This is a genomic window from Oscillibacter ruminantium GH1 (assembly GCF_000307265.1).
GTDB lineage: Bacteria > Bacillota > Clostridia > Oscillospirales > Oscillospiraceae > Oscillibacter > Oscillibacter ruminantium.
The window spans coordinates 170,337-186,893 of the sequence record NZ_DF158899.1; the positions used below are offsets into that span (position 1 = coordinate 170,337).

Sequence of the window (16,557 nt, forward strand, 5' to 3'; positions counted from 1 at the left end):
TCCAATCATTCGCCGATAATGTCCACGAAAACCTTCCGAGCCTGCGGCCCGTCAAATTCCATGAACACGATCTCCTGCGCCTCGCCCATGCAGGCCTTTCCGTTCACCAAAGACAGCGTGGTGCTGTTTCCCACCAGAATGGAGCGAAGATGGCCGTAAGCATTGGCGCTGGTGCGGCCATAGGTGGGCAGGAAGTGGGCGTGAGAATACTCCGCGTCGTCGTCCACCAGCCGGTGGAGCAGAACGTTTAAGTCGCTTAAAATGCAGTCCAGCGGCTCTGTGACGATAATTCCGCAGTTGGTGTGCGCCGTCACCACGGAGACAATGCCGTTTTGCACGCCGGACTCCGCAATAAACGCCTTGACCGTGTCACCGATATAGGTGGTGTAATACTCGTCCTCCGTCGTGACGAAAAATTCATAGTGCTTTACCATTACGCTTCCTCCAGTCCCAAAAAGCTCGCCGCGTTGCCGCCCAGAACCAGCTCCCGCTGGTGGGGGCGCAGAGTCAGGGAATCCACTGCCTTGCGCATCCGCTTTTGCTCGATGCGGGGGTAGGTGGAGCCAAAGAGCACCTTGTCAAACAGCATCCGGTCGATCCAGTATTCGCCCAAGTCGGTTTTAAACGTGTGTTCAAAGAACTGAACCGGAGAGTCGAAATACAGCAGGGCGGTGTCAGCATACAGATTCGGATATTTCAGAACCAGCATGGCCGTCTCCCGCACCCACGGCCAGCCAAAGTGGCCCATGCACATTTTCAGGTCCGGGTGAGCGATGGCCACATCCTCCAGCAGCAGCGGATTGCCGTACCGGGACGGGCTGTCCTTCACCCAAGTCATGCCGGACTCAAAGAGAATCGGCTTGTTGTACTTCTCACAGATCGCGTAAAGCGGCTCCATCATGGCGTCGTTGGGCATAAAGCGCTGGATCGCGGGACTGAGCTTCAGGCCGGAGAGCTTCAGCTCTCCAAACGCCTTTTCCAGAACCTGCGCCGCATCCTTGCGCCAAGGGTCCACGCTGGCAAAGCCGATCAGCCGATCCGGGCACAGATCCACCAGCTTGCGAACCTCCTCGTTGGAGACGATGGTATCACCCGCACGAGTGGTCACGTCCTCCGCGGAGATTACGGATTTATCAATCCCCGCCGCATTCATCTGGAGCACGAAAAGGCTCAGTGGCCAAACGTGCTGCTTATACAAAAAATACTGTTCCCGGCGGAACTCCACCCGCTTGGGGTCCTCGCAAATCTCTTCCAGAAAGCCGGGGAACGCGTGCATATCGATTACCAAAATGATTTCCTCCCATCTATTTTTCCGGGTTTCACACACGCATCAGCGTGTGGCGTGGATATAATCCTCTGCGAACGTTACAACGCAGTCCTTCACCAGTTCCCGCGCATCCATGGGGAGCTGTCCGTCCCGGACCTTGGGGTATTGCAGGGGCATATATTGGTGCAGCATGCTCAGGGGAATTTCCACCTTCTGCATCCCTGCGATCAACTGATCCATCGCCGCTTTCACCTCGGCGTCGGTCAGGTAATATCGAATTCGGTCGGAGAAGCTGAATCTGCGCTTCACGGCCTGCTGCAATTCGTCGCCGTGATAATACTTCTTCCAATTCTCCGGGTGCTCCAGCATCACGCGTTCCAGCGTATCTGCAAAATAAGCGCGCTGCCCCTCGGGCAGCAGGACACGTTCCATCATGTCCAGAGCAAACAGGCCCTCTCTCAGGCCAAAGGTCAATGCAGGGCCAACTTTTAAAATGGCAATGCCATCCTCCACCATCTCGCGCAGCGCCTCGGCGGGCTGATAGTCGGTGGAGTGGCCCTCCAGAACAATGCCGTCCAGCTTTTTCGCGGCAGCGGTCAGTTCCTTGGCCTTGGCGCGGTTATAGCGGAAAAAGTCCGCGTCCCCGAACTCCACGCCGGGCTGCACCACCACGCCGATTACATTTTCAAACCCGTCGGCATAACCCGCCGCGGCAAACGCCTTGCGGTAGGTTTCCACAGTTTTATTGAGCGCCGCAGGATCGGTGACGGCGATAGAGCTTTCCGCCTCCTGTGCGCCGCCGGGAATGGGCACTTCGCTGCCCACGATATACACGGGCCGCACCTCATCTGGATTTTGTGCCCGCAGTGTCTGATACGCCTCCTCGCAGGCGGCATACAGCCGCGCGCCCCGGCGGGCAATTGTCTCGTCCGTCAGCGGTTCATTCCGGGGGTCGTCCGCCACGCGCATACTGGTATCCAGATGGATCTTTTTAAAGCCCGCCAACACAAACAGGCGCACCAGTTCCTCCGCCTTGTCCATCGCCTGTGCCTCGGGTTCGTTCTGCCATGTGAGCGGTCCCAGATGGTCGCCGCCCAGAATGATATTTTCACGGGGGTAGCCGATACGGTCCGCAATCTCACAGACAAAATCCCGGAAATCAACGGGGCGCATCCCGGTATAGCCGCCAAACTGATTGACTTGGTTCGCGGTAGCCTCTACCAGAACCACCTGATGGTCCCGCAGGGCACGCTGCATGCACGCTTCGATCACCAGTTCGTTCGCCGTGCAATAGCTCCCAATGCCGCAAACCTCGCCCTGCTTCCGCCGGGCCACCATATCGCGCAAATAATCTTTCATTTCATGGCTCCTTTTTTGTTTCGTCGTTGAAAAAGGGAAGCCGCTGAGGAACGAATAGTTTTTCGATCATCCTCAGCGGCTCATTTTCCCTTATTAGAGCGATTTTCAAGCAGCCGCCCGTCGTTCTGCCGCCGCCGGAAAATCCGCTCTAGTTATGAATCCTAGATGTCGCTGTTTTGCAGCTGCTTACCGGAAATCAGCCACGTTGTCCTTGTTGACAACGCTGGCGCCGGTGTCCACATCAGTCTCGCCGATGTCGCCGCCGGTAACGGCATTGTAAGCGGCATAGACAGCGCCGTAACCCATGTTATACGGATTCTGAGCCATCACGCAGTACAAAGAGCCGTTCTCAACCATGTCCATGGTCGTGTCGGAAGCGTCGAAGCCGACGGCCACGCCATTCCAGTTGGGGTTGGCGGCGGCAGCGTTGCCCACGCCGACAGCGCCGGGCTCGTTGTTGCCATAGACGCCCACAACGCCCTGAGAGATGAAGTTCTCAGCAGCAGCCTGAGACGCGGCAACCTCAGAGTTGCCATACTGGGTCTCCAGCAGGTTGAACTCAGTGCCCTCGAACGCGTCGCGGAAGCCCTGCTCACGATCAACGGAAGTCTGGGTGGCGTTGGAGAAAGCAACGATGCCGATATCGCCGGAGGTGATGCCCTTCTCCTTCAGACCGGCCAGCATCTGCTCGCCAGCCTGCTTAGCAGCGGCATAGTTGTCGGTGGTGAACTTTGCCACAGCGTCGAAGTTGGCGGTGGAGTCGGCATAGACGATCTTGATGCCGGCGTCAGCCGCGCTCTGCAGAGTGGAGACAATCGCGTCGGGATCCACAGCGGCAACAACCAAACCGTCGCACTGAGCAGCAACAGCATTGTTCAGCATTTCGATCTGCAGTGCGGTGTCCTTCTTGTCGGGAGCCATCCACTGATACTTAATGCCGAGTTCAGCTGCGGCGGCCTGAGCGCCCTTGTCCACGTTGACCCAGTGGTTGTCCAAACCGTCCATGGTAACCAGAATGATGCTCACATCCTGTGCGGCGGTGGAGCCTGCGGCGGAGCCGGATGCAGAGCCGGAAGCGGCGGAACCGCTGCTGGCAGAGCCGGTGCTGCCGCACCCAAAGAGCGCGGTGGACATTGCAAGAGCCATTGCGAGAGCCAATACTTTCTTTTTCATGATTCTTCTCCTTGTTATTTTTTTGGACCGATATTTCAGTCCTTATATCAAAGCCCTTCGGGCTTTAATATCCACTGTTTTTACGCTTTTTTGATCTTCTTTCTGCTGCTGCGGGCCACCACGTCCATCATAACCGCCAGAATGACGATGATACCGATGATGATATTCCGCAGCGCCACAGGAGCGCCCACAAACTGCAAACCATTTTGCAGGATACCCCAGATTCCGGCGCCGGCGATCACGCCCGCCAGAATGCCGGTGCCGCCCAGTGTGGAGATGCCACCGATGACGCATGCCGCCACTGCGTACATTTCGTATGTGCCACCGGCATCCATGGTGCCCATACCGGCGGAAGCCAGCAGGATCAGACCCGTGACGCAGGCGCAGAAAGCACTTACAACGTAGGTGATCAGGATGGTGCGGTATTCATTGATACCGGACAGACGCGCGGCATCCAGATTGCTGCCCACCGCGTAGATGTGGCGGCCGGTACGAGTCTTGCTCAGCAGGAAGTTGAACACCACCCACAAAATCACTGCGATCCACACCGCGCTGTACAGCTTGGCAAACTCGCCGTAATAAAACAGATCGCGGAAGGCCTGTGCATCGTTGCCGATGAAGTCGGTATTATGGTTGTTGTTCACCAGCTGCGCGAGTCCGCGTGCCAAAGTCATGGTGCCAAGCGTGGCGATAAAAGAGGGCAGCTTCATCTTTGCCACCAGCGTGCCGTTGACAAAACCGACCAGCAGCGCCAGAAGAACGGTCAAAAGACAGGCCAAAACCGGATTCACGCCCTTGGTCATCATAGTACCGGCAGTCATGCAGGACATACCCACCACAGAGCCGATGGAAAGGTCGATGTTACCGGTAATCAGCACATAGCCCTGACCGATGCCGATGATCAGCGTGGGCGCGATCTGGCGGAGCAGGTTCTGGATGTTGTTGCCGGAACGGAACGAGGGACTGGCCACGGCAAAGACCACAAACAGAATCAAAAATCCGATCACCGCGGTTACCACCGAGCGGACACCGCGGGCGGACAGGGCTTGATTCAGCCGATTTGACTTCTTTTCATTCATTGTGTATTGCTCCTTAGATTTTAGATTCAAACGCGGTTGCGTAAGAGAGAATTTTATCCTCAGTGGCCTCTGCCACCGGCAGTTCTCCGGTCAAATGCCCATCGCACATGACCAGAATCCGGTCGCTGATGCCCAAGATCTCCGGCAGCTCAGACGACACAAACAGTACGCCGGTGCCTTGCTGCTTCAGGCGGTTCATCAGATTGTAAATCTCCACCTTCGCGCCAACGTCCACGCCGCGGGTCGGCTCATCAAACATAATAACCCGGGAGTTTCGCGCCAGCCACTTGCCGATGACCACCTTTTGCTGGTTGCCGCCGGAAAGGCTCTCCGCATTGATTTCAACGGAGGACAGCTTGATTTGCAGCTCCTCCACTACCTTGTCGGCAATTTCCCGTTCCTTCTTCTGGTTAACCTTGCCGATGCCGTTGCTGAGCCAGTCCAGATTGGGAATGCTCAAATTCTCCCGAACGCCCAGCTTTGTGCAAAGGCCGTCCCGCTTCCGGTCCTCCGGCGTCAGCACAATTCCGGCTTTGATCGCGTCAATGGGTTTTTTAATGGAAACGGACTTCCCATCCAAAACGATTTCGCCGGAGTCCTTGGGGTCGATTCCGAAAATTGCCCGGGTAGTCTCCGTGCGGCCTGCACCCACAAGACCCGCGATTCCCACAATCTCACCGGCGTAAAGATCAAAGCTCACATCGCGGACCATTCTTCCCGCGTTCAGGTTCTTCACTTCCAGAATCTTTTCGCCCCGCTGGCATTGGACGCGGGGGAATTTCTCCTTGATATCCCGGCCAACCATTTTGGCGATCAGTTGGTCCATCGTATAGTCTGCGAAGTTCCCTTCCATAATAAACTCGCCGTCTCGCATCACTGTCACGCGATTTGCCACATGGCTCAGTTCTTCCATGCGGTGCGATATGTATACAATGCCGCAGCCCTCGCTGCGAAGCTGATCCACCAGACGAAACAGTTCGTCAATTTCCTTGGAGGACAGCGCGGATGTCGGCTCGTCCATAATCAGGATTTTAGCATGGACAGACAGCGCTTTGGCGATCTCCACCATCTGCTGCTTGGATACCGGCAGGTCGCCCACCACCGTATTGGGGCTGAGGTCGATCTTCAGAGAGTCCAAAACCTCCTGCGTCCGCTTCACCATTTCCCGGTTGTTGAGCGTAACGCCTTTCCTGACCTCGCGGCCCAAAAAGATGTTTTCCGCCACGGTCAGATGCCGGCACATATTCAGCTCCTGATGGATAATGGCCACGCCCAGCTCCTGCGCTTTCTTCGTGTCCAAGTCGCCCTGTTCCTCACCAAAAATCTTCATGGTGCCGGAATCGCGAACATACACGCCGCTGAGAATTTTCATCAGAGTGGACTTTCCCGCTCCGTTTTCGCCCAGCAGCGCCATGACTTCTCCCGCTTTCAGGGTAAAGCGCACGTTCTTGAGAACCGGCACCCCTGAAAAGGATTTGTTGATGTTCTCCATTTCCACAATGTATTCGTTCATTTGCCCGTTTCCTTTACTGTTCACGAGGTTTTCTTACAATTGGCTTCCAAATTTCGTGAATTCGTGATAATTCCGCCAAAAATAGTTTCCACCTGTGGCATGTTTTTTGGTTAGTATAGTACGAAACGGATTATTTCAAAAGGTGCAAATCTTACGATTAGGGGGGCAATTTTTACTCAGTTTTAGCATTTTCAACATTTTGACGATAAACAGCTAATTGCTTTTGTGCATATTTCCCGTCCAAATTCTCCGTATTTTTCCATATCTCGACTTCTTTTGGTAAAAGTAAACAAGCGGTCGGAAAAGTCCACCGGGCTTTTTCGACCACTTGCATCTTCACCTGTACCCCGCCTCCAAGGCTTTAGGACTCAGTCCCCGAAGGAAACGCCTACGTCACGGGCGGACGTAATAAGGGGATGATCCACCGGCAGGAACTTGGTGCGGCTGGCGGCATCCTCCAGCGTAATGGAGACGATCTGGCCGTTTTGAACGGCCACCATCCGCCCGTACTGCCGCTCCATAATGAGTTTTGCCGCCGCCGTGCCAAACTGGGTTGCCAGCACCCGGTCATAGGGGCAGGGTGGGCCGCCCCGCTGATAATGGCCGGGAATGGTAACCCGTGTCTCCTGCCCGGTGCGCTTTTCAATCTGGCTTGCCAGTTGATAGGAAATGGTGGAGTGGCCCATGGTTTCCTTGGCGGCGCGGCGCTCCTCCTCGGTGAGGACAGCGTCTGTCGTGGAGACGGCGCCTTCCGCCACAGCGATGATGGAGAAGTTCCGTCCCCGCTTTTTGCGCTGTTCAATGGCCTCCACAATTTTGTCGATATCATAGGGGATTTCCGGGATCAAAATGATGTCCGCTCCGCTGGCAATCCCGGCATGAAGCGTCAGCCAGCCCGCGTCCCGCCCCATGGCCTCCACCAGAAAGACCCGGCTGTGGGAGCTGGCGGTGGAATGGATGTAATCAATCACGTTGGAGGCAATGTCCACCGCGCTCTGAAAGCCAAAGGTGGTATCCGTGCCCCAGATGTCGTTGTCGATGGTCTTGGGCAGGGTGATCACGTTCATTCCCGCGTCCATCAGCAGCTTGGCGCTTTTCTGCGTGCCGTTTCCGCCCATGACCACAAGGCAGTCCAGATTCAGCCGGGTATACGTATCCAGCATGGCGGGCATCAAGTCGTTCCCGTCGTCGTCCACGATCATCTTCCCCGGCACATACCGCTGGCGGGAGGTTCCCAGAATCGTACCGCCCTCCGTGAGAATGCCGGAAAAGTCTCCGTCCTCCATGAACTTATAATCTCCGTCCACCAGACCCCGATACCCGTCATACATGCCGAAGAGTTCTACATTGTCCACATAATGCAGGAGCGTCTTTCCGATCCCACGGATTGCCGCGTTCAGACCCTGACAGTCCCCGCCGCTGGTAATCAACCCCACGCGCGTTTTTCTTTTCATGGAATTTCCTCCTGTTTAATTGGCTGCATCAAGCGCCCGCTTCACGCGCGGAAAATCCTCCCCCGCAGGTTTTCAGGCGCGGCCCGCATTCAGCAGATGGCGGACGACGCAATTTAAGGATGAGTATACGCCCGATTATCCCAAAATGTCAAATTGAAGCAGTCTTCCCTCTCCTTCACTTCGATTCCACCAATCAGGCAAAATCACTTTCCATTATCCGCTCTATTTTATAACACAAATTTAATTTAATAATGTTATATTTATTGTTATAATCGTTGTACTGCCATTCGACTTTCCTCTGACAATTTATACTCTATTGCTCAATCTTCATCATAATTTTTAAAAACTTGATTTATATATGATGTTTTATGTCCGTTTTTCTTTTTTGCTTGACAGTGAATGGTCCGTTGTGTATATTGTTATATATAACATTATATGTTATATTAATGTTTAAATATAACAAGGAGGCCTTGGCATGGCAACAGCGGTCATTATGCCCCGACAGGGACAATCAGTGGAAAGCTGCCTGATTTCAGAGTGGAAGAAAGCGGTTGGCGACGAGGTACACGCCGGAGACATTCTGTTTACTTACGAGACGGACAAGGCGATGTTTGAAGAGGAGGCCAAGACGGACGGCACTTTGCTGGCTGTGTTCTGTCAGGAAGGCGACGACATTCCCTGCCTGAACACCGTGGCCGTAATCGGCACGCCCGGAGAAGATTTCTCCGCGCTGGCCCCCGCCGGAGCGGCGGAAACTGCTCCCACAGAAGAAGTTTCGGCATCTCCCTCCGCGGAAGCATCCGCCGCGCCGGCTGCGGCCACGGCGGCTCCCGGCGCAGGCGTTAGCATTTCTCCCCGGGCGCGGAACGCCGCGGCGCGGCTGCATGTGGACCCGTCCTGCATTGCTCCCACCGGCCCCCACGGCCGCGTGCTGGAGCGGGATGTTTTGTCGGGCCAAAAGCTGACTGCCGCCGCCGTTCTGGAAAGCGGCGACCTGTCCGGCGTGGCCGGAACAGGCGTGGGCGGCCGTATCCGCACGGCAGACCTGACCGCGCCCGCCGCGATTCCCGCGGCTCCCGCGCCGATTGGCAGTGACACAGGCTATCACGATGAAAAGCTCTCTCATCTGCGTAAGGTCATCGGCGCGTCCATGCACAAGTCTCTGTCTGAAATGGCGCAGCTGACCCATCACAGCTCTTTTGACGCCACCGCCATGATAGCTTACCGCAAACAGCTGAAAACGGCGGCGGAGACGCTGAACCTGCCAAACATTACCTATAATGATATCGTGCTGTTTGCGGTGTCCCGGGTATTGCTCCGCCATCGCGACCTAAACGCCCATCTGCTGGACGACAAGATGCGCTATTTCGACCATGTCCATCTGGGTATGGCGGTGGATACGCCCAGAGGTCTTCTGGTTCCCACCATTTTTAACGCGGATACCAAGTCGCTGGCGCAAATCGCGGCGGAAGCCAAGTCTCTGGCGGCAGCGGCCCAGACCGGGTCCATCAGCCCCGACCTGCTCACGGGTGCGTCCTTCACCGTGTCCAATCTGGGGTCCTTGGGTGTAGAGTCCTTCACGCCCGTCATTAATCCGCCCCAGACCGGAATTCTGGGCGTGGACTGCATGATCGACCGCGTCCGCAAGGTGGACGGGCAGATCACGGTCTATCCCGCCATGGGAATTTCCCTGACCTATGACCATCGTGCGCTGGACGGTGCTCCCGCTTCCCGCTTCCTGAAGGAATTGAAAGAGGCACTGGAAAATATCACCGCCCTGTTGGCTGAATAAGGGGGACGCTATGACAAATTACGACGTTATCATCATCGGCGGCGGCCCCGGCGGATACCTCGCCGCAGAGCGGGCCGGACAGGCAAAGCTGAAAACGCTGTGCGTCGAGGACCGCCATCTGGGCGGCACATGCCTCAACGAGGGGTGCATCCCCACCAAAACACTTTTGCAGAGCGCCAAAACCTATGCCCACGCACTCCACGGGGAGGCGTATGGCGTTCGGGTAGAAAAGGTCTCCATCGACCAAAGCGCGGTGATCGACCGGAAGGAAAAGGTCGTCCGCACCCTCGTCTCCGGCGTGGGCGCGGCTCTGAAAGCCAGCCATGTGGACGTGGTGAATGGCCGGGGTGTGATCACCGGCAGAAGCGCCGAGGGCGTCACCGTACAGGTGGGCGAGGAGCTGTATATCGGCAAAAACCTCATCGTTGCCACCGGCTCCGTCAATGCCCAGCCGCCCATCCCGGGATTGAAAGAGGCGCTGGATTCCGGCTTTGCCCTGACCAACCGGGAGCTTTTGTCCCTGCGGGAGTCTCCCGCCCGGCTGGCAGTGATCGGCGGCGGGGTCATCGGCCTTGAAATGGCCGCCTATTATCAGCTCACCGGAACGGCCGTTACCGTGGTGGAGATGCTGGATCACATCGCAGGCCCAAACGACCCGGATCTGGTGAAAATTCTGCACAGAAATCTGGAAAAGGACGGCATGGAATTCCACCTTGGCACCAAGGTCGTCGCCGTGAAGGACGGCGCGGTAGTCTGCGAAAAAGATGGGAAAACCTTTGATCTTCCGGCAGATAAGGTGCTGCTGGCCATTGGCCGGAAAGCCAATTCGGCGGGGCTGGGTCTTGAGAACATTGGTGTAGAGCTGGAAAAGGGCGCTATCGTCACCGACGCACACATGAAGACCAACGTCCCCGGCGTCTATGCCGTGGGCGATGTAAACGGCAAATTCATGCTGGCCCATACCGCCTATCGCGAGGCGGAGGTCGCCGTCAACACGATTCTGGGCAAGGCGGACACCATGCGGTACGAGGCCATTCCCAGCGTGCTGTACACCGTGCCGGAGCTGTCCAGCGTGGGACTCAGCGAAGCAGAGGCCAAAACGAAGGGTTACGAGGTTTCCGTTGTGAAGCTGCCCATGCAGTACAGCGGCCGCTATGTCGCCGAGAACGAGGGCGGCGACGGCATCTGTAAGCTGGTGTTCAACGCCAAGCGCGGCACCCTGCTGGGTGCGCAGGTGCTTGCCAACGCCTCTTCGGAGTTCATCATCGCCGCCGGCATTTTCATTGAGCTGGAGCTAACTGTGCCGGAGATGCGGGAGTTTGTGTTCCCCCATCCCACCGTGTGCGAAATCTTCCGGGACGCTCTGGCTCAGTACAAGGGCCGATAATTCGGCAACCCGCCGCCCATATGCGGCTTCCGTGAAACATATTACGATTGATAGATAAGGAAGGGTCCCTATGTCAAAACAGATTTTTGTAGACCCCAAGGCCATGCGCGCCCCGGGAACCATCGAAATGCAGGATATCGTCAGCAATCAGTACCAAAAAGCGGTGAAGGATGAGACAGACCGCTATTCAAAAACAGATCTTATCAACGTTTACCGGGATATGGCGTACATCCGGGAATTTGAGACGATGCTCCAGCTCATCAAAACCACCAGCGAATATCAGGGCGTGGGCTACAACCACCCCGGCCCCGCCCATCTGGGCATCGGGCAGGAGGCCGCCTACGTTGGTCAGGCCTACCACCTGAACATTGACGATTTCTCCTTTGGCTCTCACCGGAGCCACGGCGAAATTCTGGCTCGGGGCCTCCGGGCTGTGGAGTCTTTGGACGAACAGCGCCTGACGGAGATCATGGAGACGTTTGACGGCGGCAAGGCCTTCTCCGTGGTAAAGGACAACGGCAAGGATCTTCGCGCGCAGGGCCGGGACTTTTTGCTCTATGGCATGATCTGCGAAACCTTTGGCCGGGAGAACGGCTTCAACAAGGGTATGGGCGGCAGTATGCACGCGTTTTTCACCCCCTTTGGCATCTATCCCAACAACGCCATCGTGGGCGGTTCCGGCTCCATCGCTCCCGGTGCGGCACTCTATAAACTGGTGAACAAAAAGCCCGGCGTGGTGGTCTGCAACATTGGCGACGGCGCTCTGGGCTGCGGTCCGGTGTGGGAGGGCATGAACTTCAGCTCCATGGATCAGGTCCGCACCCTCTGGGGTGAGGACGGCGGCGGTATGCCCATCATCTTCAACATCTGGAACAATACCTACGGCATGGGCGGTCAGACTTGGGGTGAGACGATGGGCTACGGTTCTCCCGTCCGGGTGGGCGCGGCTCTGCGCCCCAATCAGCTATACGCCGAGCGCGTAGATGGCTACAACCCGCTGGCGGTCATGGACGTTTACGGAAGGAAGAAGGATTTGGCGAAGAAGGACGGCCCCGTGCTGCTGGAAATCGTCACGTACCGCATTTCGGGCCACTCTCCTTCTGATTCCAGCAGCTATCGTTCCAAGGAGGAAATCGCCGCTTGGGAGGCAGAGGATTCCATTGAGGCCTATGGCAAGGAACTGATGGAAGCGGGTCTTTGCACGCAGGCAGACTTGGATGCCATTCAGTCCACCGTCAAGGCGGACATGCTGCGCAACATGAAGCTGGCTATTGACGACGCCGTTTCTCCCCGGGTGGACATTTTTGGCAAGACCCCCAACGCCATTGGCGATCTCATGTTCTCCAACGGTCATATCCGCTCCATGGATGAGAGCCGCAAGGCGGAGACACTGGTTCCCTTTGCGGAATCTCCCCGCACCGTGGCGCTGTCCAAAAAGGTTCGACAGGGGCTGGACGAAACCGGCAAGCCCGTCAGCAAGAACAAGGTCTATCAGGTTCGGGACGGAATCGCCGAGCCTATTTTGAAGAAATTCTATGAAGACCCCACTCTGGTGGCCTTTGGCGAGGACGTGCGGGATTGGGGCGGCGCTTACGCCGTTTACCGCGGCTTCACCGAAACGCTCCCCTATCACCGCCTGTTCAACTCTCCCATCAGCGAAGCCGCCATTGTGGGCGCCGCCGTGGGATACGCCATGAGCGGCGGCCGAGCGGTGGCCGAGCTGATGTACTGCGACTTCCTTGGCCGCGCGGGAGACGAGCTGTTCAACCAGCTGTCCAAATGGCAGGCCATGAGCGCGGGCGTTTTGAAAATGCCGGTAATCGTCCGCATGAGCGTTGGCTCCAAATACGGCGCACAGCACTCTCAGGATTGGTCCGCCCTGTGCGCCCACATCCCGGGTTTGAAGGTGGTCTTCCCCGCCACGCCTTACGACGCCAAGGGCATGATGCAGTCCGCCCTGAACGGCACCGATCCGGTGATCTTTTTGGAGAGCCAGCGCATCTATGACTATGGTGAGCTGTTCCACAAGGAGGGCGTTCCCGAGGAGGAGTACGAAATCGCGTTGGGCGAACCGGACGTGAAGCGCGCCGGTAGCGATGTGACCATCCTCTCCATCGGAGCCACGCTGTACCGCGCCGTGAAAGCCGCTGATCTTTTGCAGGAAAAATACAACCTCTCTGCCGAGGTCATCGACGCGCGGTCGTTGGTCCCCTTCAACTATGAAAAAGTGATCGAATCCGTAAAGAAGACGGGCCGCATCGTCATTACCGGCGACGCCTGCGAGCGCAACTCCTTTATGCGCAATCTGGCCTCCAACATCACGGAGCTGGCCTTTGATTATCTGGACGCGCCGCCCGTGGTCGTGGGTGCGAAGGACTGGATCACCCCGCCCCACGAGTTGGAAAACGCCTTCTTCCCCCAGCCGGAGTGGATTGTGGATGCCATTCACGAGCGCATTCTGCCTCTGCCCGGTCATGTCTGTGTCCACAACTGCACCGAGCTGGAGCAGCTGCGGGAAAACCGTCTGGGTATCTGATGCAGCAAGGACGGCGGAAGGGTTCCGCGAACCTTTCCACCGTTCAGCCCCACGCTGTTCTCTTGACTAATTACCTTGCCATTTTCTCGTCCATGCAGTAAAATAAACCTGAAACGGCGCGAGCGCCGGAAGCTGGAGTGTAACACAGGATGATGAACGAACGACAATCCACAATTTTATCCTATATCACAGAGCACACCGAGGCACGGAACAGTGATCTGGTCCCTCTGATCGGTCCCTGCTCCCCGATGACGCTGTGGCGGGATTTGGAAAAGCTGGAAAAAGAGGGCTATATTGTCCGGGTCCGAGGAGGAGCCATTCTCTCTCAAAAGCCAAGGCTGGCCGGATTGGAATCCGCCTTTTCCGAGCGAATCCACCAGAACACTGCCGCCAAAGAGCGCATCGCAAGACTCGCCGCCGGACTGCTCCGCTCCAATCACGCCTACTATCTGGACGCCGGCAGTACGGTGGCCGCCTTGACCCGCCGCCTCAAGGTGGGAAATTACACCGTTTTGACCAGCGCCGTCAACATTGCGTCAGAGCTGGCTCTGAGCAGCCGGTTTAACGTCACGCTTCTGGGCGGGCAGGTTTCTCCCAACACGCTCTCATGTTCCGGCCCTCAGGCCGAAGCCATGCTGGACGGCATGAACATCGACGTTGCGGTGATGGCCACCTCCGGTTACTCTGTGACCAGCGGTTTTACCGTCGGTTCTCTTCAGGAGGCGCAGCTCAAGCAGAAAATCATTCGGAAAGCCGCATTTTCCATCATGCTTCTGGATTCCGGGAAAATCGGCAAAAATCACCCCTTCACCTTTGCGTCTCTGGCGAACATTCAGATTTTGATCTGCGACCAGACGCCGCCGGAGGATATTCTGAGAGCGGCCACAGCGGCAAACACCCAGATTTTCACACCGGAGGACCCGTTGTCCTCGGACCAGCGCGAGGCGCTCTACCAGCGCCTCCTCCAGCAGAAACGGCTGTAAATCATCCGGTTTCTTGCATTCGCGCTGTCTTTTCCGAACGTTAAAACAGCGCCGAGACCTATGGACTCGGCGCTGTATTTTTGCGCTTTCGGCGTTTTCTGCGTTTAATCCGATTTCGATCTTCAATGCGCGGGAAAAGGCCGATCAGCGCATTTGCCCTTTTTGCAAACGTTCATCTGCCTCAAGGAAGCAACAGGCCCGCCCATGTTTTTTTGCCGCATAGAGCGCCGCGTCGCTCCGCTGAATCACCGCATCAATCTCTTCATTCGGATCGTCGCTTTGGGCAATTCCCGCACTGGCGGACAGCGTATCCATGCGCGGGTCGTCTTGAAATGCCTCCCTCATTCGGTGAAGCATCTGTTCCGTCCGATTCTTCAACTCCGCCAGTTCCCATGGCCCAAGCAGTAAAATCAGAAATTCATCGCCGCCCAGACGCGCGATGAATTCGTTTGGAAAGCCTTCTTTCAAAAGCCGGGCGGCCAGCGCCAGCGCCTCGTCCCCCGTTCCGTGTCCGTGGGCGTCGTTAATCTGTTTAAAATAGTCCAAATCCAGATAGATCAGGCTCACCCGCTGCGTTCCCCGATTCTTACTGACATACCGGTAAAAATAACGGCGGTTATAGAGTCCCGTGAGGAAATCCGTGTTGGAGTTGCGGATAATCCGTTCCCGGAGCGCACGCTCAATCGTCACGTCCCGCAAAATGCAAACCCGCCCCACCGGATCATGGAAAATATCGAAAATTGTATCCTCGTGAAATTTAAAAATCTTGTTTGCGCCGCCCACCGTCTTCGATACAACGATTTCCCGGTCCTCGTCGCTTTGAACCTTATTGCGCAAAAGTTCTTTTTTCCATTGGTCATAGGGCCGTCCTTCAATCTGGTCCCTGAAAATCTGAAAATACTCCAGCAGCTTTTCATTGACCTTGATGATGTGGCCCTCGTCATCTTCGATCAAAATGCCAAAGGGCATACTGCGCAGCAAGATTTCAAGCTCCGTGCTAATATTTCCAAGGTCTGTGACGTCTCTCGCCACCCCTAGGGTTCCGATAATCTGACCAGCCTCGTCAAAAACGGGAGATTTTGCGGTCTTGAACTGGCGCATCCCGTGCTTGCTCAATACCTTTTCGTCAAACAGGCAGGTCTGTTTTTTTCGGATAACTTCTTCCTCCGACTCCAGACAGACATACTCTCCGGCGGCGTAGTCCTTGGGCGTCATATCCCAGATATAATAATGCCCCCGGCCCCGGATATTCTCTTTGGTCTTGCCCACCGCGCGGCAGAAAGCCTCATTTACCTTCTCATGGGAACCGCGGACATCCTTAAACCATACTAGATCCGGGATGCTGTCGATGACTGTGTCCAGACAGCTCTGCGCAATGTATCCGTCTCTTTGCGTTCGCAAATCTCCCAACAGCTTTTCAAAACGAAAAGCCGGAAAAAACGCCGGAATCGGACGCACCCAAAAATCAGCATACGGTCTTCCCGTCGGAATGGCAGCCAATTCCTGCTGCCCGACACACAGAACCAGTTGAATCTTCTCCGGTATCCGGGGCAAAAGGTTCAGAGCCTCTCCGTCCGGAAGATTCACGATCAGAACGTCACACGCCGTCCATTCCCCCTCCGCAGCGGGAAACCTCGTTATGTGACAAAAGGTCTGCTCCGGCAGAGGAACCTGACACAAAGCCTCCTCCAAGTCGGCGCTGCCGCCAAGAATATGGATTGTGAGATGATAGTCGTACACAGTATAAACCCCCATGGCAGCGCGGCATCCGTTTTTTCAACGAGTTTGCCTCGCCATACCAAGCAACGGAAAAGTCCCGCCGCGTTTTGTTGACGCAGCTTGAATGTCCAGCGTCCGCATATAAATGCGCGGACGCATAAAATAGTAATCCATTTTTAGCCATTGTAGCATAAATATGGAAAAAAAAATAGAAAGAATTTGTTTTTCAGTGATTTTGTCAAAAAGCACGCGTTTTACAATCCGCAGACGCGAAAAAAGCCGCCCGGCGGACCTC

Annotated in this window: 13 protein-coding genes; 4 read left to right on the plus strand and 9 right to left on the minus strand. The window is 56.1% G+C overall.

The features are described from left to right. Positions 1 to 5 precede the first annotated feature (5 nt). From ON16_RS11030 to ON16_RS11060, 8 genes are all read right to left on the minus strand, one after another. Positions 6 to 434, minus strand: a complete 429-nt coding sequence (locus ON16_RS11030) for a secondary thiamine-phosphate synthase enzyme YjbQ (RefSeq protein WP_040662376.1) — start codon at positions 432 to 434, stop codon at positions 6 to 8. Next, complete coding sequence (locus ON16_RS11035) at positions 434 to 1,288, minus strand: amidohydrolase family protein (protein ID WP_040662379.1); 855 nt, start codon at positions 1,286 to 1,288, stop codon at positions 434 to 436. Before ON16_RS11035 ends, ON16_RS11030 begins: the two co-directional genes overlap by 1 nt. 42 nt (positions 1,289 to 1,330) lie before the next feature. Continuing rightward, complete coding sequence (locus ON16_RS11040) at positions 1,331 to 2,626, minus strand: class II D-tagatose-bisphosphate aldolase, non-catalytic subunit (protein WP_040662382.1); 1,296 nt, start codon at positions 2,624 to 2,626, stop codon at positions 1,331 to 1,333. A 186-nt stretch (positions 2,627 to 2,812) separates the two neighbouring features. Beyond that, positions 2,813 to 3,799 carry a substrate-binding domain-containing protein gene (locus ON16_RS11045; RefSeq protein WP_040662385.1) on the minus strand — a complete coding sequence of 329 codons (987 nt, stop codon included), beginning with the start codon at positions 3,797 to 3,799 and terminating at the stop codon, positions 2,813 to 2,815. Between the two features lie 80 nt (positions 3,800 to 3,879). Next, positions 3,880 to 4,878, minus strand: coding sequence for an ABC transporter permease (locus ON16_RS11050; RefSeq protein ID WP_040662387.1), 999 nt, complete (start codon positions 4,876 to 4,878; stop codon positions 3,880 to 3,882). 13 nt (positions 4,879 to 4,891) lie between these two features. Then, positions 4,892 to 6,391 carry a sugar ABC transporter ATP-binding protein gene (locus ON16_RS11055; RefSeq protein WP_040662390.1) on the minus strand — a complete coding sequence of 500 codons (1,500 nt, stop codon included), beginning with the start codon at positions 6,389 to 6,391 and terminating at the stop codon, positions 4,892 to 4,894. A 172-nt stretch (positions 6,392 to 6,563) separates the two neighbouring features. Next, positions 6,564 to 6,731, minus strand: coding sequence for a hypothetical protein (locus ON16_RS15800; RefSeq protein WP_158441618.1), 168 nt, complete (start codon positions 6,729 to 6,731; stop codon positions 6,564 to 6,566). Between the two features lie 28 nt (positions 6,732 to 6,759). Then, the gene (locus tag ON16_RS11060; protein WP_040662393.1) at positions 6,760 to 7,845 is read right to left on the minus strand and encodes a 6-phosphofructokinase; all 1,086 of its coding nucleotides are present in this window, start codon (positions 7,843 to 7,845) and stop codon (positions 6,760 to 6,762) included. Positions 7,846 to 8,320: 475 nt separating this feature from the next. On the opposite strand from ON16_RS11060, the gene ON16_RS11065 reads away from it, so the two are divergent. The 4 genes from ON16_RS11065 (at position 8,321) to ON16_RS11080 (ending at position 14,543) form a co-directional block, all read left to right on the plus strand. After that, complete coding sequence (locus ON16_RS11065) at positions 8,321 to 9,637, plus strand: dihydrolipoamide acetyltransferase family protein (protein WP_040662396.1); 1,317 nt, start codon at positions 8,321 to 8,323, stop codon at positions 9,635 to 9,637. 10 nt (positions 9,638 to 9,647) lie between these two features. Then, the gene (gene lpdA / locus ON16_RS11070; RefSeq protein ID WP_040662399.1) at positions 9,648 to 11,024 is read left to right on the plus strand and encodes a dihydrolipoyl dehydrogenase; all 1,377 of its coding nucleotides are present in this window, start codon (positions 9,648 to 9,650) and stop codon (positions 11,022 to 11,024) included. A gap of 70 nt (positions 11,025 to 11,094) precedes the next feature. After that, on the plus strand, positions 11,095 to 13,560 hold the full coding sequence (locus tag ON16_RS11075; protein WP_040662403.1) for an alpha-ketoacid dehydrogenase subunit alpha/beta: 2,466 nt from the start codon (positions 11,095 to 11,097) through the stop codon (positions 13,558 to 13,560). A gap of 149 nt (positions 13,561 to 13,709) precedes the next feature. Beyond that, positions 13,710 to 14,543, plus strand: coding sequence for a DeoR/GlpR family DNA-binding transcription regulator (locus tag ON16_RS11080; RefSeq protein ID WP_051131703.1), 834 nt, complete (start codon positions 13,710 to 13,712; stop codon positions 14,541 to 14,543). Positions 14,544 to 14,687: 144 nt separating this feature from the next. Here the strand turns inward: ON16_RS11080 and ON16_RS11085 are convergent, their stop codons facing one another. After that, positions 14,688 to 16,298: a sensor domain-containing diguanylate cyclase gene (locus ON16_RS11085; protein ID WP_081579671.1), complete on the minus strand. Its 1,611-nt coding sequence runs from the start codon at positions 16,296 to 16,298 to the stop codon at positions 14,688 to 14,690. Positions 16,299 to 16,557: the final 259 nt, after the last annotated feature.

Excerpts from the sequence above, each read along its gene's own strand:
- ON16_RS11040 (WP_040662382.1), bottom strand. The coding sequence starts at position 2,626 with ATGAAAGATTATTTGCGCGATATGGTGGCCCGGCGGAAGCAGGGCGAG.
- ON16_RS11085 (WP_081579671.1), bottom strand. The coding sequence starts at position 16,298 with ATGGGGGTTTATACTGTGTACGACTATCATCTCACAATCCATATTCTT.
- ON16_RS11080 (WP_051131703.1), top strand. The coding sequence starts at position 13,710 with ATGATGAACGAACGACAATCCACAATTTTATCCTATATCACAGAGCAC.
- ON16_RS11050 (WP_040662387.1), bottom strand. The coding sequence starts at position 4,878 with ATGAATGAAAAGAAGTCAAATCGGCTGAATCAAGCCCTGTCCGCCCGC.
- ON16_RS11055 (WP_040662390.1), bottom strand. The coding sequence starts at position 6,391 with ATGAACGAATACATTGTGGAAATGGAGAACATCAACAAATCCTTTTCA.
- ON16_RS11060 (WP_040662393.1), bottom strand. The coding sequence starts at position 7,845 with ATGAAAAGAAAAACGCGCGTGGGGTTGATTACCAGCGGCGGGGACTGT.
- ON16_RS11075 (WP_040662403.1), top strand. The coding sequence starts at position 11,095 with ATGTCAAAACAGATTTTTGTAGACCCCAAGGCCATGCGCGCCCCGGGA.
- ON16_RS11030 (WP_040662376.1), bottom strand. The coding sequence starts at position 434 with ATGGTAAAGCACTATGAATTTTTCGTCACGACGGAGGACGAGTATTAC.
- lpdA (WP_040662399.1), top strand. The coding sequence starts at position 9,648 with ATGACAAATTACGACGTTATCATCATCGGCGGCGGCCCCGGCGGATAC.
- ON16_RS11045 (WP_040662385.1), bottom strand. The coding sequence starts at position 3,799 with ATGAAAAAGAAAGTATTGGCTCTCGCAATGGCTCTTGCAATGTCCACC.
- ON16_RS11065 (WP_040662396.1), top strand. The coding sequence starts at position 8,321 with ATGGCAACAGCGGTCATTATGCCCCGACAGGGACAATCAGTGGAAAGC.